The sequence below is a fragment of the Citrobacter sp. Cpo100 genome (assembly GCF_030332595.1).
Taxonomy (GTDB): domain Bacteria; phylum Pseudomonadota; class Gammaproteobacteria; order Enterobacterales; family Enterobacteriaceae; genus Citrobacter; species Citrobacter portucalensis.
In genome coordinates, this window is sequence record NZ_JAOWHM010000037.1 from 783,265 (window position 1) to 804,469 (window position 21,205).

General features: G+C 52.1%; 21 protein-coding genes. 8 read left to right on the plus strand and 13 right to left on the minus strand.

Features of this window, described 5'->3' with window-relative positions; genetic code table 11:
* Nucleotides 1–2 precede the first annotated feature (2 nt).
* From OGX96_RS19345 to osmE, 6 genes are all read right to left on the minus strand, one after another.
* On the minus strand, nt 3–1,358 hold the full coding sequence (locus tag OGX96_RS19345) for a 6-phospho-beta-glucosidase (protein WP_032943151.1): 1,356 nt from the start codon (nt 1,356–1,358) through the stop codon (nt 3–5).
* Between the two features lie 124 nt (nt 1,359–1,482).
* Entirely contained in the window at nt 1,483–2,325 is an 843-nt protein-coding gene (gene chbR / locus OGX96_RS19350; protein WP_085951046.1) for a transcriptional regulator ChbR, read from the minus strand.
* 10 nt (nt 2,326–2,335) lie between these two features.
* Nucleotides 2,336–2,683 carry a PTS N,N'-diacetylchitobiose transporter subunit IIA gene (gene chbA, locus OGX96_RS19355; RefSeq protein ID WP_003832549.1) on the minus strand — a complete coding sequence of 116 codons (348 nt, stop codon included), beginning with the start codon at nt 2,681–2,683 and terminating at the stop codon, nt 2,336–2,338.
* Nucleotides 2,684–2,737: 54 nt separating this feature from the next.
* The gene (gene chbC, locus OGX96_RS19360) at nt 2,738–4,096 is read right to left on the minus strand and encodes a PTS N,N'-diacetylchitobiose transporter subunit IIC (protein ID WP_003030619.1); all 1,359 of its coding nucleotides are present in this window, start codon (nt 4,094–4,096) and stop codon (nt 2,738–2,740) included.
* An 87-nt stretch (nt 4,097–4,183) separates the two neighbouring features.
* On the minus strand, nt 4,184–4,504 hold the full coding sequence (chbB, locus tag OGX96_RS19365; protein ID WP_003832547.1) for a PTS N,N'-diacetylchitobiose transporter subunit IIB: 321 nt from the start codon (nt 4,502–4,504) through the stop codon (nt 4,184–4,186).
* A 298-nt stretch (nt 4,505–4,802) separates the two neighbouring features.
* Nucleotides 4,803–5,144 (minus strand): osmotically-inducible lipoprotein OsmE, encoded by a 342-nt coding sequence (osmE, locus tag OGX96_RS19370; RefSeq protein WP_003030621.1) that lies wholly within the window; start codon nt 5,142–5,144, stop codon nt 4,803–4,805.
* Nucleotides 5,145–5,355: 211 nt separating this feature from the next.
* Here osmE and nadE point away from each other — a divergent pair, with 211 nt between their 5' ends.
* Both nadE and cho read left to right on the plus strand, forming a co-directional pair.
* Nucleotides 5,356–6,186 carry an NAD(+) synthase gene (gene nadE, locus OGX96_RS19375; protein ID WP_100272572.1) on the plus strand — a complete coding sequence of 277 codons (831 nt, stop codon included), beginning with the start codon at nt 5,356–5,358 and terminating at the stop codon, nt 6,184–6,186.
* A gap of 131 nt (nt 6,187–6,317) precedes the next feature.
* Complete coding sequence (cho, locus tag OGX96_RS19380) at nt 6,318–7,205, plus strand: excinuclease Cho (protein WP_137377824.1); 888 nt, start codon at nt 6,318–6,320, stop codon at nt 7,203–7,205.
* Here the strand turns inward: cho and ves are convergent.
* The 7 genes from ves to astC all read right to left on the minus strand — a co-directional run bounded on the left by ves (nt 7,165) and on the right by astC (nt 14,953).
* Nucleotides 7,165–7,740 carry an environmental stress-induced protein Ves gene (ves, locus tag OGX96_RS19385; protein ID WP_103285095.1) on the minus strand — a complete coding sequence of 192 codons (576 nt, stop codon included), beginning with the start codon at nt 7,738–7,740 and terminating at the stop codon, nt 7,165–7,167. The genes cho and ves overlap by 41 nt on opposite strands.
* A gap of 353 nt (nt 7,741–8,093) precedes the next feature.
* Nucleotides 8,094–8,579: an ATP-independent periplasmic protein-refolding chaperone Spy gene (gene spy / locus OGX96_RS19390; protein WP_186413473.1), complete on the minus strand. Its 486-nt coding sequence runs from the start codon at nt 8,577–8,579 to the stop codon at nt 8,094–8,096.
* A gap of 349 nt (nt 8,580–8,928) precedes the next feature.
* A complete protein-coding gene (gene astE, locus OGX96_RS19395) occupies nt 8,929–9,894 on the minus strand; it encodes a succinylglutamate desuccinylase (RefSeq protein WP_103285094.1) in 966 nt (321 codons plus the stop codon).
* Nucleotides 9,887–11,230, minus strand: coding sequence for an N-succinylarginine dihydrolase (astB, locus tag OGX96_RS19400; protein ID WP_286583981.1), 1,344 nt, complete (start codon nt 11,228–11,230; stop codon nt 9,887–9,889). The genes astE and astB overlap by 8 nt, the downstream gene beginning before the upstream one ends.
* Complete coding sequence (gene astD / locus OGX96_RS19405; RefSeq protein ID WP_103285092.1) at nt 11,227–12,705, minus strand: succinylglutamate-semialdehyde dehydrogenase; 1,479 nt, start codon at nt 12,703–12,705, stop codon at nt 11,227–11,229. Before astD ends, astB begins: the two co-directional genes overlap by 4 nt.
* Nucleotides 12,702–13,736: an arginine N-succinyltransferase gene (astA, locus tag OGX96_RS19410; protein WP_048214344.1), complete on the minus strand. Its 1,035-nt coding sequence runs from the start codon at nt 13,734–13,736 to the stop codon at nt 12,702–12,704. Before astA ends, astD begins: the two co-directional genes overlap by 4 nt.
* Nucleotides 13,733–14,953, minus strand: coding sequence for a succinylornithine/acetylornithine transaminase (astC, locus tag OGX96_RS19415; protein WP_286583984.1), 1,221 nt, complete (start codon nt 14,951–14,953; stop codon nt 13,733–13,735). Before astC ends, astA begins: the two co-directional genes overlap by 4 nt.
* Before the next feature lie 444 nt (nt 14,954–15,397).
* Here astC and xthA point away from each other — a divergent pair, with 444 nt between their 5' ends.
* The 6 genes from xthA (at nt 15,398) to OGX96_RS19445 (ending at nt 21,133) form a co-directional block, all read left to right on the plus strand.
* Complete coding sequence (gene xthA, locus OGX96_RS19420; protein WP_003030642.1) at nt 15,398–16,204, plus strand: exodeoxyribonuclease III; 807 nt, start codon at nt 15,398–15,400, stop codon at nt 16,202–16,204.
* A gap of 223 nt (nt 16,205–16,427) precedes the next feature.
* Nucleotides 16,428–17,084, plus strand: coding sequence for a TVP38/TMEM64 family protein (locus OGX96_RS19425; RefSeq protein ID WP_170974252.1), 657 nt, complete (start codon nt 16,428–16,430; stop codon nt 17,082–17,084).
* On the plus strand, nt 17,081–17,791 hold the full coding sequence (locus tag OGX96_RS19430; protein WP_286583986.1) for a TVP38/TMEM64 family protein: 711 nt from the start codon (nt 17,081–17,083) through the stop codon (nt 17,789–17,791). Before OGX96_RS19425 ends, OGX96_RS19430 begins: the two co-directional genes overlap by 4 nt.
* A gap of 32 nt (nt 17,792–17,823) precedes the next feature.
* Complete coding sequence (locus tag OGX96_RS19435; RefSeq protein ID WP_191226103.1) at nt 17,824–18,993, plus strand: ABC transporter substrate-binding protein; 1,170 nt, start codon at nt 17,824–17,826, stop codon at nt 18,991–18,993.
* Nucleotides 18,966–20,501: an ABC transporter permease family protein gene (locus tag OGX96_RS19440; protein ID WP_286583988.1), complete on the plus strand. Its 1,536-nt coding sequence runs from the start codon at nt 18,966–18,968 to the stop codon at nt 20,499–20,501. Before OGX96_RS19435 ends, OGX96_RS19440 begins: the two co-directional genes overlap by 28 nt.
* Complete coding sequence (locus OGX96_RS19445; protein WP_191226105.1) at nt 20,501–21,133, plus strand: ATP-binding cassette domain-containing protein; 633 nt, start codon at nt 20,501–20,503, stop codon at nt 21,131–21,133. Before OGX96_RS19440 ends, OGX96_RS19445 begins: the two co-directional genes overlap by 1 nt.
* The last annotated feature ends 72 nt before the right edge of the window (nt 21,134–21,205 follow it).

A 21,205-nucleotide genomic window follows, 5' to 3' on the forward strand; every position in this document is an offset into this window, starting at 1 on the left:
AGTTAGTGTTGTTCGCTTTTGAGTTTCTCAATGCACCCGGCGAAGTTTGGCAACCATTTTTCATGCGCCAGGATTAGCTCACGCGCCAGAATCTCGGCATCGCTGTCAGAATGCACCAGCGGACTCAGGTTTAACGCCAGCAGCACATCATTCAGCTCGCCGCTCAATGCCGCATTGCTCGCCGCAACCTCAAAGCCTTTGATGGTGTAGATAAGGCCAAGCACTTTCTCATCAAAATGGGTAATACGTGGGTGCGGCGTAGCACCGTTACGTCCGAGCGTGCAGGTCATCTCAACCGCCCAGTCCGCAGGAATGTTATCAACATGTCCATGATGTGGAATGTTGACGTAGTGCTCGGTCTGTTTGTCGTTGTAGATGGCGTTGATCACTTCACAGGCCGCATCGGAGTAATACGCGCCACCGCGCTGCTCCAGCTCTTTCGGCTTAACGTTTAGCTCAGGATTTTTGTAGAGATCAAACAGTTGTTTTTCTACTTTTTGTACTACCTGGGCACGTGCGCCGCCCTTATAGTACTCGCCCATTTCGATCGCCAGCATCTCTTTTGGCTTAAAGTAGTACAGCAAATACGAGCACGGCAGCAGCTTCAGCGAACGAATCAACCCTTCGCTGAACGGCAGGTCGAAAATGTTCTTCACGGTGGAAGCTTTCAGTTGTCCAGAAGCCACGCCGTCCAGCAGTTCATCAAAGCGTGATGTACCGTTCACCAGCACGTCTTTAATAAAGACCATGTGGTTCAGACCGAACAGATCGATGGATAAATCATCGCTCTCTTTCAGCGCCAGCACATCGCTAATGAACATTTTCATGCCGACAGGAATATTACACACACCGATGAATTTCTTGAAATTCGTGTGGCGATAGACCGCTTCAGTCACCATCCCTGCCGGGTTAGTAAAGTTAATCACCCAGGCATTCGGGCACAGTTCTTCCACATCTTTAATAATGTCAAAGATAACCGGAATGGTACGCAGACCTTTGAACAGCCCGCCAGCACCGTTGGTTTCCTGTCCCAGATAACCGTGGCTCAGTGGAATGCGTTCATCCTTTTCACGGGCTTTCAGTTGCCCTACGCGCAGTTGGGTGGTAACGAAATCAGCATCTTTCAGTGCTTCACGGCGGTCCAGCGTTTTAAACAACTTCATCGGTACGCCGGCTTTGTCGATCATGCGCTGGCAAAGGTCAAAAATAATGTCCAGCTTCTCTTTTCCACCGTCGACATCAACCAGCCACAACTCAGAAACCGGTAATTCATGATAGCGCTTAATAAAGCCTTCAAGTAATTCAGGGGTGTAGCTGCTCCCGCCACCGATAGTGACGACTTTTAATTTCTGGCTCATACTTTCTCCCTTCAGTGTAAAAACACTGACGTGTATTATGCTCAACCCGTTTGTCAGGTATAGCGTGGCTGTCCCGACGCTATTTTGGGCAAGCTATAAAAAATGGGTTATTAGCAAATAATATCTACTGATTAAATTCAGTTAATTTCTTACGGTAGCTATTCGGTGTAAACGACGTCAGCTTTTTAAACGTTTTAATAAACAGGCTTGGACTACTGTAGCCAGACTCGTAAGCAATATCCGTTACAGAATAGTTCGTCATTTCCAGCTGTTTTTTAGCAAAGTTAATGCGGATTTCATTAATAATCTGCATCGGCGTTTTGCTGTAATAACGCTGGGTAGCGCGGGTCAGATACTCCTGGGATTTCGCGGACAGGTGTACCATATTTTCCAGCGCATTCTCGCTAAACTGCCGTTTGTCGTGCATGGTCTCGACGGTGGTTTTAAGCCACTGCGGAATATCATCCAGCACTTGCTCTTCGCGATGATGGCGTAACCGATTTATAATATAGAAGGTGACCACTTCTACAAATTCATCCAGCCCGCTCTCACGAAAGTTAAGTGATGCAATAACCGTTTCAATGTAGGTAAGAAACGAGTTATTCGCCCGGTAGACCTGCGATGCAACGAAACAAAATGGCAGCAGCGGGTGATAGTGCTGTTCAAAAAAACGTTTACTGATGCCGACGTTAAGGATCCTTGTCGCACCAAAATCATAAAAACTCTGGTGGTGCGATCCCAACGGGATAAAGACAAAGTCTCCACGTTCTAGCAGTACGCGTTTACCGTTGATTTCCTGATAATAGCGCCCGGTTAAAACCAGGGTAAACTCATAGTAGTCATGCTGATGCAGCCCGCTGATGCTCTCAGTTTTGTTATAGATGAACACATGGAAATTTTTGCCATTAAACAGCTGCTGTTCATAAACGGTTTTGATTTCCGGTGCGTTAATCTGTAGCTGCATTATGCACTCCTCGCTATTTCAGCTTTTCGTGAAGCTCAATCAGTTCAGTCACCAGCTCACGCGCCAGCATTGATGTCATCAGGTGGTCCTGCGCGTGGACCAGCACCAGGCTAACTTTCATTTTACCTTCGCCCTGATCGCCTTCAATCAGTTTCGTTTGCACGAGGTGCGCTTCGTTCAGCGCCAGACGAGACTGGTCCATCATGGTCTTAGCTGACTCGAAATCACCCTGCTTGGCCATTTTGAGTGCGCCGTACGCCAGGCTACGCGCCTGACCGGAGTTGATGATGAGGCCCATCACCACTTCTTCAAGTTCTTCTGCTTCTGACTGCGTGTCGACGATGTTCTCGATATCCAACATACTTTTTCCCTCTGGTTCAGTCCGGCATGACCGTAAAGCCATGCCGGATTAAATTTAGAATTTTAATGCGTTAGCGATATCTTCTTCGCTTTCTTCTTGGTCAATAACGTTCTGCGCTTTGTTGGCTACCACCACGAACGGCAGGTAAACCAGCGTTGCGATACCGAGGTTGAACAGCGCGACCAGCAGAGCAGCGACGCTACCGTTGGTGTTAAAGAACGCGCCCAAACCGGTTGGCATAGTCCACGGTGCAATGTTGGTAATCGGTGGAATAATGCCTGAGTAGTAAGCTGCCAGCGTAATCGCCGCCAGAATCGGTTGCACCAGAATGAACGGGATAAACATCACCGGGTTCATGATGATCGGCAGACCGAACAGGATAGGTTCGTTAATCTGGAACAGACCTGACGGCAGTGCCAGCTTAGCAACCTGACGATAGTCAGGACGACGCGATGCCAGGAAGATAGCGATAATCAGACCCAGCGTTGCCCCACTACCCCCAAGGAAAATATAGGAGTCGAGCATCGGCTTCGCCCAGACGTGGAACGTCTTACCGGCTTCCAGCGCGGCGTCTACGGAACCAAACTGTTGGTAGATAGAGATGTTTTCCAGCGCCCATGGCGTCATGATACCGCTGTCCAGCGCAGTCAGCGCCAGTGAACCGTGAATACCGAAGAACCACAGCAGCGGAACAAAAATCACGTAGGCCCAGCCCACCACGCTGCCCAACGACGCCAGCGGAGTTGAAATGGAATCCATAATGATCTGGTGGAAGTTCGTACCCCAGGTGTTCAGTGCCCAGGCGATGATCCCCATAATCGAGAGGATAAGGAAGCCAGGAATCAGCGCAGAGAAAGAGCGCGATACGGATGTCGGTACGCTATCAGGTAATTTAATGACCCAATTGCGACGAACCACAAAGGTGAACATTTCCGCGACCGCAAGGCCGATAATAATACCGGAAATAATATTGGCACCGCCGAGCCAGTTCGCGCCAACGGCATAGGCTTCACCCACGCTATAAGGCGTTACGGTCATAAACGCGGCGACGGATAACAGCCCGGCAGCCAGTGAGTCGACTTTACGTTCTTCTGCCAGCGCCATGCCGATAAAGAACGGTGCCATCAATGACATGATACCCAGCGTACCGTTATAGACGTTTCCACCAATGCCTTTCAAGCTATTCAAAGTTTCAATAGTTGAAGCATCAAGTCGAATGCCCATTGAATAAAAAAACGACCCCTCCCCAAAGCTCAGGAAAACGTTATTGATTAATACAAACATAGCCCCTGCGAGGGTTAACGGCATTAAACGAATAAAACCGTTCTTGATTGCATTAACGTGTGGCTGCTTTCCAATTTTTACAGCAAAAGGAAGGAGTACCTTTTCAAGTGAAGCAATAGCGTTACTCATAGAAAAATACCCTTAAATACCGCAATTAATAATTGCGGTGAATGTTAATGAAATAACTCTTTGACGGGAAAAATTAAAATAAAATAATTAATTTGCTGCGGCTTTTTTAATTGCTGCAACAGCAGCCTTAAGCACGCCTAAACCATCGACTTTGCCATACAGCAGCGAGTCAATCACTTCCACAGGCTTGTTGGGTAACAAACGCTGAATTTCGGGCAACATATAAGCAATTTGTGGACCTAATAACACGACATCGGCGACAGGACCTTTTTCTCCGGCCAGCGTTTCAGGAAATGCTTCAATAATAACCGGCACTTCGTATTTTTCGGCCTGAGCACGCATCTTCGAAACCAACAATGAAGTCGACATGCCCGCAGAACAAAACAGATAAATGTGTTTCTTTTCCATTAAAACGATCCTCATGTGCGATTATCTGTCAACCAGACACTCCGCAAGCCATAACCTGCATCCATGCTCTGGGTAACTTGCGTCAGCTAAATTACTTTTTTAGGTGGCTGAAATGAGTATACGGGATTGCACCGGTGGATGGTATTTCCTTGACCAACTAAATTGTCTCTCCTTGACCTGTCGTTATGACCCCCCTCACATTTCGGGCAAATAATTCGCGGCAATAAATAAGATCGTTCGGCACAAAAAAACCGGCACGATGGCCGGTTCTTCTGAATGCTCAGGCAATAAGCAGTTGTTACTTCTTCGCCGCCTGCGGGTCAGTGTCGTACTCTGCGCAGGTCTGGTAACCGGAGTTAATCACATGTCCGGTGTCGTCTAAAGCAACAAAATAGGTTTCAGCTTTACCATCTCGTTGACCCAGGATGTAGGTCTGGCATGTCCCTCGCGCATGAATCATGCTGACTTCAGAAGAAGGTTTACCGGCAATCTGCGCCACCTGCGCCCTGCTCATCCCTTTCTTCACATCTTTCACCACGGGCTGAACAAATTGGTCTTTGGTGCGATCGTAGGCCGTACACCCTGCCAGCATAGTCAAAACAGCCGCTGCGCTTAGAATTCCTGTTAGGTTCTTGTTCATATTCCGTCCTCTTGTATTTCAGCGTGTTATATAAGCCTGGAGCACAACAACACATTTTTCAAGCAATCAGATGATACTTAGGTCGTTTCGGAAAATTCTATTAAAACAAAATGATGTTAGATCAGGCCTGCATCCCTTGTCGTTTGGGTCCCAACGCGTTAGCTTTAACACATCATTTTTTTTGATCATTTCATTTTTCGGAGGGGGTTAAATGACTCTGCAGCAAGAGATAATCCAGGCGCTTGGCGCAAAACCGCGAATTAATGCAGAAGAGGAAATTCGCCGCAGCGTGGATTTCTTGAAATCCTACCTGCAAACGTACCCTTTTCTGAAATCACTGGTATTAGGGATAAGCGGCGGACAGGACTCAACGCTCGCGGGAAAACTTTGCCAGATGGCTATTTCCGAGCTTCGCGAAGAAACGGGGAATGACGCGTTGCAGTTTATTGCCGTACGTCTGCCGTATGGCGTTCAGGCTGATGAACAGGACTGTCAGGATGCCATCGCCTTTATCCAACCTGACCGCGTGCTCACAGTAAATATTAAGGGTGCAGTACTGGCCAGTGAACAGGCCCTGCGTGAAGCGGGTATTGAACTGAGCGATTTTGTCCGTGGCAATGAAAAAGCCCGTGAACGTATGAAGGCCCAGTACAGTATCGCCGGAATGACCAGCGGTGTTGTCGTGGGTACCGATCATGCAGCAGAAGCCATCACCGGATTTTTCACCAAATACGGCGATGGCGGTACTGACATTAACCCTATTTTCCGCCTGAACAAGCGTCAGGGTAAGCAGCTGCTTGCCGCACTGGGTTGCCCGGAACATTTATATAAGAAAGCGCCAACGGCCGACCTCGAAGACGATCGCCCTTCTCTGCCGGATGAAGCCGCATTAGGCGTCACCTATGACAACATCGACGATTATCTGGAAGGAAAAACGCTGGCTGCCGACATCGCGAAAAAAATTGAAGGCTGGTATCTGAAGACCGAACACAAACGTCGCACACCGATTACGGTGTTTGATGACTTCTGGAAAAAAGCGTAATTTTTTTAGTCACATATTGCCGGATAGCACTGGGATCACCGCTGTCCGGCCACTCTTCCTTGTCTGATGCCGCTTTTTTAATCGGTTTCAAACTGCTACACTGGATGAATAACCAGCATCCGGAGTGAGAAGTGGTACGGCGTCAATCAGCCCCACGCCTGACATTTGAGGCAGCGGCAATCTATGAATATCCTGAACACCTGCGTCCATTTTTGAGTGCGCTTCCCACCGCACCAGGCGTCTATCTGTTTCACAGTGAAAGCGACACTATGCCGCTCTACATTGGTAAAAGCGTCAATATTCGCAGCCGCGTGCTGGCACACCTGCGTACCGCGGACGAAGCGGCAATGCTGCGTCAGGCCAAACGCATTAGCTGGATTTGTACGGCGGGAGAAATTGGTGCCCTGCTGCTGGAAGCGCGGTTGATCAAAGAACAACAGCCGTTGTTTAATAAACGACTGCGGCGCAATCGTCAGCTTTGCGCCTTGCAGCTTACCGACCGAACTGTTCAGGTTGTCTACGCACGAGATATTGATTTCTCCCATGCACCCAATCTGTTTGGCCTGTTTGCCAATCGTCGCGCAGCGCTACAAGCGTTGCAAAGCCTCGCGGATGAACAACAGCTGTGCTACGGCCTGTTGGGGCTGGAACCCCTGAGTCGCGGGCGCGCCTGTTTTCGCTCCGCGCTTAAACGCTGCGCCGGAGCGTGCTGCGGAAAAGAGAGTCATGAAGCGCATCATTTGCGTCTGTTAGCGGCGCTGGAAAGAGTGAGAGTGATTTGCTGGCCATGGAGCAATGCTATTGCACTGCAGGAAACCGGCGCTGAAATGACACAGTACCATATCATCAACAACTGGCTGTGGCTGGGAGCCGTTTCAACGCTGGATGAAGCGACTACCCTGGCGCGTATGCCAGCAGGCTTTGACCATGATGGCTACAAAATTCTCTGCCGGCCTGTTCTGTCTGGTCAATATGACATTATTGAACTGTGTCCGGAGAATGCCCCGGCATCCAGTTAATCTCGCTGAACAGCAATTTTCCCTCGCGCTCCAGCAGTCGTAATGTGTGTTTGCCGTCATGCCAGCTCGCACCCTGGTCGGCCGTCAGCAGTTTATCGCCCAGTTGCCATGCACCACTGATAACAAACACCACGCCGCCGCGTGAACCAAAGGTCGTAAAGGTGCGATCGGCAACTCTGACTTTTGCCTGGCAAACATCTCGTCGGGTCATGATATTAAAATCCATAGACATCTGCCCTTCCGTCAGCTTTGCTTTTACCACCTTGTCACCGGCAAAGGTAAAAGGTTGGTGCTGTTTGAGGGTATGCGTAAAGATGTTCGCTTCTTCCAGAGTGACCTCCCCTCCCTCCAGCAGCGTAATCACGCGTTCTACACCCGGGAAAAGTGAAAATTCACCGTTTGCTGCAATGGAGGCGATACTCGCCCGCCAGTGAAAATCTCGTGTTGCTGGCGGAAAACAGCAAATCTCACGCGTTTCCCCCGCACCATTCCGCCAGAGGTTAACCGGCATTTTGCGGATATCAAAGTATTCCATCATCCCTCCAGAAAGGAGAAGCATGGCAGCCTGCCGTAAACAGACAGCCATAAATCATCATTATTATGTTCACCCTGCAGATTATTGTTATCGGCAGCAGAGTTGATTTGCCTTAGCGATGAACCCGGCATTTTGCAAAAAAGAATAACGCGCTGATCCAGGTAGAATTTTCGCGGGCTTCAGGAGAATAGCGTGTCGTGCGTCCGGTGCAATAGGCAGAAATGAAAAAACCGCCGATCCTGCCCACATCGTTATACGTGTTGTGGACAAGAGCGGCGGTCTTGAGTTTTGTTTCACACTGTGCGGCAATCAGCGCGACACAGTGTGAATGATTTAGTGTAGACGCTGATCGATTACTCGGCAGCTTCCGGCATTTTACCTTTCTGCGCTGCACGTTCTGTCAGACGCTTCTCAAAATTGGCATTAAACTGCTTTTTCTGTTCCGGGGTCAGAATGTTGTAAATTTTGTTCTGGGTTTCCATATGCGCCAGCATGTTGGCTTTGCGCTGTTCTTCCATCTTCGCAATCTGCGCTTCGGCTTTCGCTTTATCGAAGCTATCGCTGGCGATGATATCGTGCATTGCACGGCGTTCTTCCAGCGGCGGACGTTTCATCTGATCGCGCTGGCCTTTCATGATCTCGCGAATCTGCTGTTTCTGAGCGTCAGTCAGATTCAGGTCTTTAAACATCATGTCGTGATGCGGGGCAAATTTGCCGTTGTGGTGCATCATCGGTTTAGCATCCGTTGGTGCAGCTGTTGTAGTGTCAGCAGCATGAGCCAGGTTCGCAGCACCCAGCGCCAGAGTAGAGGCAACAAACAGAGCAGTCAGTTTACGCATAATTTCTATCCTTTCTTTCAGTTATTTTTACGACACTCATGCGACTCTTATGCAATGTGATGTCGTGTTGACGAGAGTAACTTTACCGGCTTAATCGTCAATTAATCAGAGCAACGGTAAAACCGTGAAAGTGTAAAAAACAAACTTTCATCAATTATGAAGAAAAAAAGAATAAATTGCGCAGAGTTGCAATAAAAAATTACAACAGGATGATTTTGAAAGGATTATGGAGAACTATACCTGAACCCTGATTATTAAGAAAGCAATTCACCAGGAATAATCCGTAATAAATAAAAACAGCACGCAAAAATAAGCCCTAAAGGATAAACCTGCAGGGCGAATATATTTATCACAACTTTTCGAGCATCAATCCGGCACGTAAACCACAGGCCACGTTAGGGTTGGGAAAGAGAACGTATTCAACATCATGGGTGACGATAAAACGTTCATCTCCGTCCTGCGCCAGCAAGGTGCCTTCTTTAAAGGGGGTAAAGTTTAGCGTCTGGTTATCCATGTGGAGAATGAAATCGTCGCTACGACGCGTGATTTGCGACACCACGCGATAACGCAGCGGGGATATTTCTCTCGTCGGCACCCGCTCACCCCGCAGCAGTTTCTCCAGTGCGTCTGCCGTTTGCGCAAACTGGGTGAGATCGTTTTGCCCGAACGGCAGCGCTTTACCCAGTTCCAACGTACAGGCCAACGCACCAAAATGTTCCCCGCTAAAATGGGTGAACGTGCCGCCAGGCGTCTGATGGAAAACCAGCGCTTCCAGTCCCGCATCTCCCAGCCATTCAAGAAAATCCTCGTCCCAGGCAACGTTGCGTTGTGGCAATACGCCAAAGCGCAGATGCTGTGAACCGCGGATCGCGGTGTGCAGATCCAGATGCCAGCGTGTTGGCTCTTTCGCCCGCGAATAAAAATCTTCCAGACACAGCTCAAGCTCATGGGCTCGGTGCGTTTCTTCACTTGCGGTAAAAATCTGCCACCGACCGCCAAACATACGATTCAGGTCGCTATGACAATACCGTTTTCCCGCAGCCAGCGCCTGCGGGTTTCCCAGAATCACCAGCAGCCGCCATGTCAGTGTCAGCTCGCCGCTAAACAGCCTGGAAAGCAATGAATCGAGTATCTCTACCGGCGCGGTTTCATTGCCATGGATCCCCGCAGACAGCACCAGAGAATGTTCAACGGGTGCAAGCGGCGTCAGTTCCAGAATTCCGTGACCGATCCACTGCCAGTCAAAACCATGAGTGGCTCCTTGCGTTTTCTCTGGAGTGGCGCCTGCGAGCGTGATCGCCAGAAAGTTATCCATGGCGCATCCCCTCCTGCTGGAAAGGATACACTGAGCCGAGGTTGAGCAATTGCGTCAGCGTATCCAGCGCTTCACGCCCCTCGCGCAACAGCTGTGGGTCGGCAAGGTCGGCAGCGGTAAGACGATCGCGATAGTAACGGTCAACCCAGTTATTCAACGTGTTAAACAGCGTGTCGTTCATGATAACCGCCGGATTCACCGCCTGCTGTTCCTGCGGAGTGAGCACCACTCTCAGGCGCAAGCATGCCGGACCACCGCCGTTGGACATACTTTCACGCAGATCGAATACCCGCAGGTCATCGATCGGATTGTCTTCCTCGAGAAGCCGGTTCAAATACCGCCACACGCCAGCATGCTCCCGACACTCCTGCGGCAGGACCAGCATCATCGAACCGTCACTACGACTCAGTAACTGACTGTTAAACAGATAAGTGGTCACGGCATCCTGCACCGACACTTCCGCTGTCGGGACTTCCAGCGGGGTAAAACCTGCCACCTGACTGCGCAACTGCTCTAACAATGCCTGCTGTCTGACAAACGCCTGCTGATGACAAAACAGCACCTGGCGATTCGATACCGCAATCACATCGTTATGGAACACGCCAAGATCGATAACGTCCGGGTTTTGCTGGGCAAAAATGCGCTGATGTGGGTTGACCTGATTCAGTCGCGCGACCGCTTCGCTGGCCTCACGGGATTGCCTTGCCGGATAGCGCTTCGGTTGGGATGCATTGCCTTCTTCACGACCGTAAACAAACAGCTGTACGCCGGGGTCACCGTAATCTCCACCCAGCCGGTTATGGTTTGCCGCCCCTTCATCACCGAAAAGCGCAACCTGGGGCAACGCGCCGTGGACCGCAAAGCTATTCTCATCACGGAAAATCGCCCGTAACAATGCTTCGGTAGTAGGCGCTTCCAGTGAACGGTGGAACTTATTATTCAGATTCGCCACCGTCAGATGCACTTTCCCGTCCAGCGAGTCTGCCGAAGGGCAAACCGTTGCCGCATTCGCTACCCACATAGGCGATGCGGAGCTGGCACTGGAGAGCCAGTGAGGCGCCTGACGCGACACTTTCTCCAGCACCTGTTCGTCACTGCCGCTAAAACCCAACTGACGCAGAACCGAAATATAAGGCCGCTCGTGGGGCGGGATCACCGCCTGAGGAAATCCCGCATCCGCCAGCGCTTTCATCTTTAGCAGACCTTGCTTTGCCGCCAGACGCGGGTTCGACACCTGAAATCGATGTTTGGTTGAGGCCTCATTACCAAATGACAATCCAGCATAGTGGTGAGTTAGCCCCACCAGACCATCAAAATTTACCTCACGGGCTTTCATAGCTTATCCTCGCGAGAAAAATCCAGTCCGGGGCTAAGCGCCGTTGGCAGCGTTAGGGCCGGGGATTCCAGACTTGCCATCGGCCAGGCGCAATAATCTGCGGCATACCACGCGCTGGCGCGATGATTCCCGGAAGCGCCTACACCGCCAAACGGTGCGGTACTCGCAGCGCCGGTTAACGGCTTATTCCAGTTGACGATCCCTGCCCGCGCCTCCAACAGTAGCTGTTCAAACTGGCCGCGATCGGGCGAAACTAACCCACATGACAATCCAAAGCGGGTGTTGTTCGCCATACGAATCGCATCATCAAAGCTGTCATAACGCCAGACGCCGAGCAGCGGACCGAAAACCTCTTCATCAGGTACGTTCCCCGCCCCGGTCAGTTCGATGATTCCAGGGGTCAGCAGTGACGTTCCGGCATTTACCAGACGTGGCGCTAACAGCGTACGGCCACCCAACGACGCCAGACGCTGCCAGGCATCATAGACGTGTTGCGCTGCCTGTTCGGAAATTAGTCCACCCATAAATGGCTGCGGTTGTGCATCCCAGTTGCCGGGCATTAAACGCTGACTAACCTCCACCAGACGCTTCAGGAACGCATCACCCTGCGCGCCTTTTTTTACGAGCAGGCGGCGGGCACAGGTACAGCGCTGTCCGGCGGTGACAAATGCGGATTGAATAGTCAGATGCACCGCGGCATCAATATCCTCCGGATTTTCAATAATCAGCGGGTTGTTGCCCCCCATCTCCAGGGCAAGGATTTTTTCCGGCTGGCCGGATAACTGCTTATGCAACTGATAACCGGTATTCGCACTGCCGGTAAACAGCAGGCCATCGAGGTCTTCCAGCGCACTCAGCGCCTGCCCCGTTTCACGTCCGCCCTGCACCAGATTCAGCACGCCCGGCGGCAACCCCGCCTGCTCCCACAGTTTTGTTACTGCTTCACCGGTCCACGGCGTCAACTCGCTGGGTTTGAAAATCAACGTATTGCCTGCCAGCAATGCCGGAACAATATGACCATTGGGTAAATGACCGGGGAAGTTATACGGACCAAAAACCGCCAGCACGCCGTGTGGGCGATGGCGCAACGTTGCCGCACCATCCGGTAGTTCACTGTGCTGCTCACCGGTACGGGCATGGTAAGCTTTAACGGAGATGGCGATTTTATTGATCATCGCCGTTAGTTCAGTCGCGGCTTCCCAATGAGGTTTTCCGGTTTCCTTGGCGATAATCTGAGTTAGCTCGGCTTTATTGCTTTCCAGCAATAAAGCAAACTTTTCAACAATAGTCTGGCGTGCGCTGAAAGGCTGTTTAGCCCAACCGGCAAAGGCTGCGCGTGCGGCCTGGCACGCTTGCGTCACCTGCATTGCATCTGCATCATTACCGTGCCACAGCACATCACCGCTTACCGGGTTGGTTTTCACCCGACGCTCGCCCAGCCCCGTCACCCAGTCACCGTTTATCCATAGTGTCATGCTGTTTTCTCCTCTGCACAAAGACGTACAAAACGTACATGGTCGCCCGCGTGGCATTTCAGGGCATCCAGTTGCGCCGCCGTCAGTACCAGACGTTGGGTATCCGGGTCTGCGCGAACCAGCATGACGCGGAAGTTTTGATAGTTTTCATTGGCAACCAGACAGGCCGGATAATCACCGGTTGCTGGCTGACCTTCCGCCACTTCCACCAGCCTGCTTTTACGAATAGCCCGAACCCGGTCGATATCGCATTCCAGCGTTGGCCCACCGTCGAAAATATCGACATAGTTGCGGTAGCGAAATCCCTCTTTCTCCAGCACCGCCCGCGCTGGGGCCGTTTGCGGGTGTACCTGACCAATCACGCCTTGCGCTTCATCAGACAGAAAATGGGTATAAATAGGATGCTTGGGCATCAGTTCAGCAATAAAGGCTTTCTGTCCTGTTCCGCAGAGAAAATCCGCCCGGCTGAACTCCATTGAGAAAAAGCGTTTACCGAGGCTTTGCCAGAACGGCGAGTAACCGTGCTCATCAATCACGCCGCGCATCTCGGCCACGACTTTCTCATTAAATCGGTCGCGAAAGGCCGCCATAAACATAAAGCGCGATTTTGACAGCAAATAGCCGTTGCCTTCTTTTCGCCAGTCCGGATCGAGAAACAGCGTGCAAAGCTCGCTGCTACCCGTGTGATCGTTACTCAGAAACAGCGTCGGCAGCGCGTTGTACACGTTCAGCTCTTTCGACGCGTGCACCAGAGTACCGACCCGGTAGTTGTACCAGGGGTCGTTAAGCCCCACCGCCACCTCGATGGCGCAAATTCCCGCCACGGTTCCGCTGGCGCTGTCTTCCAGCACAAACACATATCCCTGCTCACTTTTTGGCAACTCACCGCGCCAGGTTTGGAGTGAACGTTCGATACGCGCCATCAGCGTAGCTTCATTCGCCGGTAGCGAGGTCAACCCGCCGCCGGTCTTACTGGCAAGCTGCATCAACGCGGTGATATCCGCGCGTTCAATGGGACGAATCACCATCATGATGAACCTCCTGCTTTAATGCGTTCGCAGGCCAGCGCAAAGCGATCCAGTCCGGTGGCGACTTCTTCTTCGCTGACGTTGAGCGCTGGCGCAAAACGCACCACGTTAGCGCCAGCGATCAGTACCATCACCCCGGCAACAGCCGCTTCTTGCGAGATGAGTTTCGCTTTCCCGGCAAATTCCGCGTTCAGCACGCAGCCGATCAGCAGTCCGAGTCCACGAATTTCACTAAACAGTCCAAAACGTTCGTTAATGGCGTTTATACGCTCCACAAACCAGTCGTGGCGCTGTTTTACTCCGTTGAGCACTTCCGGTGTATTCACAATTTCCAGCAATTTACCTGCCACCGCCGTCGCCAGCGGGTTTCCGCCGTACGTTGTACCGTGTGTACCAACCGTCATCACACTGGCGCAACGCTCTGTCGCCAGCAGTGCGCCGATGGGGAAACCACCGCCCAGCGCTTTTGCTGTCGTCAGCAGATCCGGCGTCACGGCGTAGTGCATATAGGCATACAGCTCCCCGGTACGGCCAACACCGGTCTGAACTTCATCAAAAATCAGCAGCGCATTATGGCGATCGCATAACTCACGTAGCCCCTGCAAAAAGGCTTTTGTTGCCGGTACCACACCGCCTTCACCCTGCACAGGCTCCACGATAACCGCACAAGTGGTGTCATCAATCAGTTGGCTGGCAGAATCGAGATCGTTGTATACGGCATGACGGATATCCGGCGGCAGCGGCGCGAAATCCTGTGAATAGGCAGGCTGTCCTCCGGCGCTGACGGTAAACAGCGTGCGGCCATGGAAAGCATTTTTAAACGCTACAATCCCGCTCTTCTGGCTGCCAAAACGATCGTGGGCGTATTTACGCGCCAGTTTTAGTGCCGCTTCGTTGGCTTCTGCACCGGAGTTACAGAAGAAAATGCGCTCGGCGAAGGTGGCGTCAATCAGCTTTTTCGCCAGACGCAGTACCGGCTCGTTGGTGTAGCCATTTCCCGTATGCCAGAATTTGCTCGCCTGGTCGTTTAATGCCTCGCGCAATGCCGGGTGGGCGTGACCCAGCGCGTTAACCGCAATGCCTCCCGCGAAATCGATATACTCTTTACCCTGCTGATCCCACAGACATGAACCTTCACCCCGCACCGGAATAAAAGGGGCCGGAGCGTATACGGGCATCATCCATTCATCAAAATTTTCACGCGTAATTGACAGAGACATAGCGACCTCAACGGTAAATAAAAGGTTATTTATATGTTAATAAATATAGTGTTTGCGGTGTAAATGTAGATTGCAGGGTTCGTGCCAGCCAGCGAAAAAAGTGCATAAACGGAGGTCGATGACGGAATATCAACAGGTTACAACGTGGCGATATTCACTGCATGTGCATATAAAGTGAATATGTTTGCGCATCAGGCGACTAAAAAGAGGAAAAAACGCAGTTTTATTCAGTCGCCAAATATAATTCTGGAATTGTGATCGTATACGAAATTTTTCGGAAATTATTGCCCCATTCCGACGCGCTTCGCGCCAAAACGGTGCAGTTTTTGCTCCATCGTTAACACCATTAGCAATCATTGTTGGAATCAGGTGACAAGAAGCAGTCAGGCTGCAGAAATTCTGCTACCATCCTTGCACTATTCATCTTGCAAAGTGGCAGCGACTATGAAATTTGTCTCTTTTAATATCAACGGCCTGCGTGCCCGTCCCCATCAACTGGCAGCCATTGTCGAAAAACACCAACCGGATGTTATTGGCTTACAGGAGACAAAAGTCCACGACGATATGTTCCCTCTCGAAGAGGTAGCAAAGCTCGGTTACAACGTCTTTTATCACGGCCAGAAAGGTCATTACGGCGTGGCGCTGTTAACGAAAGAAACGCCAATTGCGGTACGTCGTGGCTTCCCGGGCGATGACGAAGAAGCGCAGCGTCGGATCATCATGGCAGAAATTCCGTCCCCTCTGGGCAGCATCACGGTGATCAACGGCTATTTCCCGCAGGGCGAAAGCCGTGACCATGAAACCAAATTCCCGGCCAAAGCCGCGTTTTATCAGAACCTGCAAAACTATCTGGAGACTGAACTGAAGCGCGACAATCCGGTATTGATTATGGGCGATATGAATATCAGCCCAACCGATCTCGATATCGGCATTGGCGAAGAAAACCGTAAACGCTGGCTGCGTACCGGTAAATGTTCCTTCCTGCCGGAGGAGCGTGAGTGGATGGAACGCCTGCTGGGCTGGGGTCTGGTGGATACTTACCGTCACGCAAATCCTGAAAAGAATGACCAGTTCTCGTGGTTCGACTATCGCTCAAAAGGCTTTGACGATAACCGTGGCCTGCGTATCGACCTGCTGCTGGCGAGCAACCCGTTGGCGGAACGCTGCGAAGAAACCGGCATCGACTATGAAATTCGCAGCATGGAAAAACCGTCCGACCATGCGCCTGTATGGGCTAAATTCCGCGTCTGACCTTCTGCGTCTTTTTACTCTCCAGGCCCGGCCTGGAGAGTCTGTTTATTCTGTGCAAAATCAATAAAGTGACGGTAATACATTGTTACGGCCGGGAATTTATTATATCTTCGCGCGCACTTTTCGCTGACGAAAATGCTCCATTGCACTCGGTTTTACAGGAGAACCCCCATGAAAAAGAAGTTCGCATAAAGCAGAATACCGGCTGCTGATTGTCGCGGTCCTGTTCTGCGTTCTGGCGGGAGTTTTCCATCATTATGGTCTGACCGACCTGATAACCAATTTCCATCATTTACAAGACGTCATCCGCCAAAGCGGTATGTTCGGCTATACGCTTTATATCCTGCTGTTTATTGTTGCTGCGCTGTGTCTGATCCCAGGCAGCATCCTGGTGATCGTCGGCGGTGTGCTGTTTGGCCCCGTGGCTGGGACGCTTATCTCGTTAGTGGCAGCAACCGTGGCCTCGGCGCTGTCGTTTTTGCTGGCTCGCTGGCTTGGACGGGATCTACTACTGAAATACGTTGGGCACACTGCGACGTTTCAGGCTATCGAAAAAGGCATTGCCCATAGCGGAGTAGACTTTCTAATCCTGACCCGGCTCGTACCGCTGTTCCCCTATAATATTCAAAATTACGCCTATGGGCTGACGGCCATTCCGTTCTGGTCATTTACCGTAATATCGGCACTTACCACCTTACCCGGCATCTTTATCTATACGCTGATGTCGCATGAACTCGCCAGCGAAGGCATTACCCTGGTATTCATCGGTAAGCTCAGCGTGGCAGGGCTGGCGTTATTCGCCCTCGTTCAGGCAGCCAAAGCCTGGGCCCGATATAAGCACATCGATCCGTCAGCCAACCATGAGTGTACGGGTAAATGATAAAACGGAATAAAGCGCGGCTGGCTCGCTATTACCGGGCGGGTTTGATTGCTCTGCTACTGCTCGGGCTAATGGCATGGGCATGGATACCTGGCGTGAGTGATTTTCTCCACAGCAGCCTGGCAGCATTTACCACACTCGATCAGCATGCTCTTGAGAACTTTATTCGTTCTTATGGAACCCAGGCGGCGGTGGTGTCGTTCTTCCTGATGATCTTACAGGCCATCGTTGCACCGCTTCCTGCGTTTGTGATCACGTTTGCCAATGCCTCGCTGTTTGGCGCGTTTTGGGGCGGCGTACTATCCTGGAGCAGCGCAATGGCAGGTGCGGCGCTGTGCTTTTTTATTGCCCGCATTTTAGGTCGCGGTGCGGTGGAAAAGCTGACCGGAAAAACGGTGCTGAACAATATGGACGCTTTTTTCGAGCGCTATGGTAAGCACACTATTCTGGTCTGCCGCCTGTTACCTTTTGTGCCGTTCGACCCGGTAAGCTACGCGGCTGGCCTGACCTCAATTCGTTTTCGCCATTTTTTCATCGCCACCGGCATCGGACAGTTACCCGCCACTATCGTCTACTCATGGGCGGGAAGCCTGTTAACCGGCGGCACATTTTGGTTTGTGACGGGTCTGTTTGTCCTGTTTGCCCTAAGCGTGGTGATATCGGTGGCGAGAAGCCTTTATCTTGAGCGCCAACGGAAAAAAAGCTGAGACCTTCCCCCATTTTTAACCATGGAGATATTATGCGTTACTGCTTATTGTGTCTGAGTTTGTTGCTCTGCCCGCTGGCGACGTTTGCCCAGGACGCCAGCTGGCAACAAATCAAAAATGACGCCCGTGGTCAAACGGTGTGGTTCAACGCCTGGGGTGGCGACAATGCAGTTAACCAGTATCTCGACTGGGTTAGCGGCGAGATGAAAACGCACTACGACATTAACCTGAAAATCGTGCGCCTGGCGGACGCCGCCGATGCCGTAAAACGCATCCAGACGGAAGCGGCATCCGGGCGAAAAACCGGCGGCTCTGTCGATTTACTGTGGGTTAACGGCGAAAACTTCCGTACGCTAAAAGAAGCCGGGCTGCTGCAAACCCAGTGGGCGCAAACGCTGCCTAACTGGCGCTATGTTGATACACAAAAACCGGTGACCGAAGATTTCTCCGTTCCAACAGAGGGGGCTGAATCACCGTGGGGCGGTGCCCAACTCACCTTTATTGCCCGGCGCGATCTCACCGCGCAGCCGCCGTTATCTCCGCAGGCACTTCTTGAATTTGCGCAGGCGCACCCTGGCACGGTGACCTATCCACGCCCGCCAGACTTTACCGGAACTGCTTTTCTTGAGCAGTTGCTAATTTCGCTCACCACCAAACCACAGGCATTGAAAGTTGCGCCAGATGCAGCGACATTCGCCGAAGTTACCGCGCCATTGTGGCAGTATCTTGATACCTTGCATCCTGTACTTTGGCGTGAAGGCAAAGATTTTCCGCCCACGCCAGCACGAATGGATTCACTGCTCAATAGCGGTACCCTGCGTTTATCATTGACCTTTAACCCTGCCCACGCGCAGCAAAAAGTAGCCAGCGGCGAGTTGCCTAAAAGCAGCTACAGTTTTGGTTTCTCACAGGGCATGCTCGGCAACGTGCACTTTGTTGCCATTCCGGCGAATGCCCACGCCAGTGCCGGAGCAAAAGTCGTGGCAAACTTCCTGCTTTCTCCTGAAGCGCAACTGCGCAAAGCTGACCCGGCTGTCTGGGGAGATCCTTCGGTGCTTGATCCACAAAAATTGCCTGACGAACAGCGTGATGCGCTGCTGGCGCGGATCCCTCAGGGGCTCCCTGCCGTGTTGCCAGAACCGCATGCAGCCTGGGTAAACGCTCTGGAACAAGAATGGCTACGCCGCTACGGTACGCATTAATTCTGCTACTCTGGGCCATCATGGCGGCAGTTTATCTGCCGTTGGCGCCAGCGGCATGGTCTCTGATAACACCGGCGCTTAGTATCACACACTGGCTGGCGCTCTTTGCCGATCCTCAACTTCCGCAGGCGTTACTGGCAACGCTGGTTTCCGTCGGCCTCGCGGCTGGGGGCGCGCTGATTATTGCGCTGCTGGCTATCCTCGCCTTGTGGCCCGGCGCAGGCTGGGTACGTCTGTATACGCGTCTTCCGTGGCTGCTGGCAATTCCGCACGTTGCCTTCGCCACCAGCGTGCTGTTGATTTTTGCTGAAGGCGGCATACTTTGGCAATGGCTCCCGTTCCTCAGCCCACAGCCGGACCGCTACGGCATTGGACTTGGCGTAACGCTGGCGGTGAAAGAGAGCGCTTTTTTGTTATGGATTCTCTCGGCCCTGCTGAGTGAAAAACAACTTTCTCAGCAGGTTATCGTATTGGATTCGCTGGGTTACAGCCGACTGAAATGCCTGAACTGGCTGGTTCTGCCCGCTATCGGCCCGGCATTAGGTAAAGCTATGCTGGCGATTGTTGCCTGGTCACTCTCCGTTGTTGATGTGGCAATCGTTCTTGGCCCCGGCAATCCGCCAACGCTTGCCGTATTGAGCTGGCAGTGGCTCAGTCAGGGCGACGTCGAACAGCAGGCGAAAGGCGCACTTGCCAGTCTGTTGCTGGTGCTGTTGCTCCTTGTTATCGCGCTGGTGGGTTATCTGCTCTGGCGTGCCTGGCGACATACTATTCCGGCAGTAAACGGTGAACGCCAGCATTTTTCATCTATGACAATCGCACGCCCGCTGGTACAGATTTTGCCCGTCAGCGGTGTGGTATGCGCGCTGGTACTGGCGCTTATCGCCAGCTATTCCTCGCTAAACAGCGAGGCGCTCAGCAACAGCCTGCAACTGGGGCTCCTTTCCAGCGTGCTGGCGCTTCTGATACTTTTTGCCTGGCTGGAATGGGGTCCACAAACCGGACACCGCTGGGTCTGGCTACCGCTCATTTTGCCTGCGCTACCGCTGGTAACCGGACAATATCTGCTGGCGTTATATGCCGAACAAGATGGACTGATGACGACCATTATCTGGGGCCACCTGCTGTGGGTGATGCCCTGGATGCTATTTGTGCTTAAACCGGTGTGGCAGCGCATTGACCCACGATTAATTTTGATTGCGCAAACCCTGGGCTGGACGCGGGGGCGGATATTCTGGCTGGTGAAATGCCCACAGCTGGCACGCCCGGCATTGATTGCCTTCGCGGTTGGCTTCTCGGTTAGTATCGCCCAGTATATGCCAACGATGTGGCTAGGTACCGGACGCTATCCCACGTTAACCACCGAAGCGGTGGCATTAAGCAGCGGCGGTAGCAGTGCGATTCTGGCAACACAAGCGTTGTGGCAGTTGCTTTTACCACTGCTCGTTTTCGCACTTGCAGCCTTTCTCGCCGCGTGGATCGGCCGCTTTCGACAAGGACTCCGCTAATGCTTACTGTACGAGGCGTTTCGTTGTACCAGGGCGCGAAAGCGCTGGTGAAAGACGTTAATTTTCAGGTTAACAAAAGTGACATCGTCACAATTATGGGACCTTCCGGCAGCGGGAAATCTTCGCTGTTTTCATGGATGATCGGGGCGTTGTCTCCCCAGTTCCAGGCCTCAGGCGAACTGTGGCTTAATGAACGACGCATCGATACGTTACCTACCGCGCAGCGCCAGATTGGCATTTTGTTCCAGGATGCGCTGCTGTTTGACCATTTCAGCGTTGGGCAGAATTTACTGCTGGCCTTACCCGCCAGCCTGCAAGGTCCCGCCAGACGCCATGAGATTGAATGCGCTCTCGCGCGCGCTGACCTGGCAGGTTTTTATTCGCGCGATCCGGCATCACTCTCCGGCGGACAACGCTCACGTGTCGCCCTGCTCCGCGCGCTGCTGGCGCAGCCCCAGGCGCTGTTACTTGATGAGCCCTTTAGCAGGCTGGATGCGTCGCTACGCGATAACTTTCGCCAATGGGTCTTCACCGAGGTGCGTAAATTGGGGATCCCGGTGGTACAGGTGACACATGACGCGCAAGACGTACCGCCTGCAGGCCGCGTATTTCAGATGGAAAACTGGGCGTGAATGTGGCGATATGCTGCGTTAACGCAAGGTTTTTACGTAACTGGCGGCACAGAATGTCGTCTTCTTTTTTTC

What these genes read in the sequence shown, in the direction of transcription:
- astA (WP_048214344.1), bottom strand. Translation starts at nt 13,736, where the DNA reads ATGATGGTGATTCGTCCCATTGAACGCGCGGATATCACCGCGTTGATG.
- xthA (WP_003030642.1), top strand. Translation starts at nt 15,398, where the DNA reads ATGAAATTTGTCTCTTTTAATATCAACGGCCTGCGTGCCCGTCCCCAT.
- chbC (WP_003030619.1), bottom strand. Translation starts at nt 4,096, where the DNA reads ATGAGTAACGCTATTGCTTCACTTGAAAAGGTACTCCTTCCTTTTGCT.
- spy (WP_186413473.1), bottom strand. Translation starts at nt 8,579, where the DNA reads ATGCGTAAACTGACTGCTCTGTTTGTTGCCTCTACTCTGGCGCTGGGT.
- OGX96_RS19445 (WP_191226105.1), top strand. Translation starts at nt 20,501, where the DNA reads ATGCTTACTGTACGAGGCGTTTCGTTGTACCAGGGCGCGAAAGCGCTG.
- OGX96_RS19345 (WP_032943151.1), bottom strand. Translation starts at nt 1,358, where the DNA reads ATGAGCCAGAAATTAAAAGTCGTCACTATCGGTGGCGGGAGCAGCTAC.
- OGX96_RS19435 (WP_191226103.1), top strand. Translation starts at nt 17,824, where the DNA reads ATGCGTTACTGCTTATTGTGTCTGAGTTTGTTGCTCTGCCCGCTGGCG.
- chbB (WP_003832547.1), bottom strand. Translation starts at nt 4,504, where the DNA reads ATGGAAAAGAAACACATTTATCTGTTTTGTTCTGCGGGCATGTCGACT.
- chbA (WP_003832549.1), bottom strand. Translation starts at nt 2,683, where the DNA reads ATGTTGGATATCGAGAACATCGTCGACACGCAGTCAGAAGCAGAAGAA.
- OGX96_RS19430 (WP_286583986.1), top strand. Translation starts at nt 17,081, where the DNA reads ATGATAAAACGGAATAAAGCGCGGCTGGCTCGCTATTACCGGGCGGGT.
- astB (WP_286583981.1), bottom strand. Translation starts at nt 11,230, where the DNA reads ATGAAAGCCCGTGAGGTAAATTTTGATGGTCTGGTGGGGCTAACTCAC.
- OGX96_RS19440 (WP_286583988.1), top strand. Translation starts at nt 18,966, where the DNA reads ATGGCTACGCCGCTACGGTACGCATTAATTCTGCTACTCTGGGCCATC.
- osmE (WP_003030621.1), bottom strand. Translation starts at nt 5,144, where the DNA reads ATGAACAAGAACCTAACAGGAATTCTAAGCGCAGCGGCTGTTTTGACT.
- astC (WP_286583984.1), bottom strand. Translation starts at nt 14,953, where the DNA reads ATGTCTCTGTCAATTACGCGTGAAAATTTTGATGAATGGATGATGCCC.
- astE (WP_103285094.1), bottom strand. Translation starts at nt 9,894, where the DNA reads ATGGATAACTTTCTGGCGATCACGCTCGCAGGCGCCACTCCAGAGAAA.
- ves (WP_103285095.1), bottom strand. Translation starts at nt 7,740, where the DNA reads ATGGAATACTTTGATATCCGCAAAATGCCGGTTAACCTCTGGCGGAAT.
- astD (WP_103285092.1), bottom strand. Translation starts at nt 12,705, where the DNA reads ATGACACTATGGATAAACGGTGACTGGGTGACGGGGCTGGGCGAGCGT.
- nadE (WP_100272572.1), top strand. Translation starts at nt 5,356, where the DNA reads ATGACTCTGCAGCAAGAGATAATCCAGGCGCTTGGCGCAAAACCGCGA.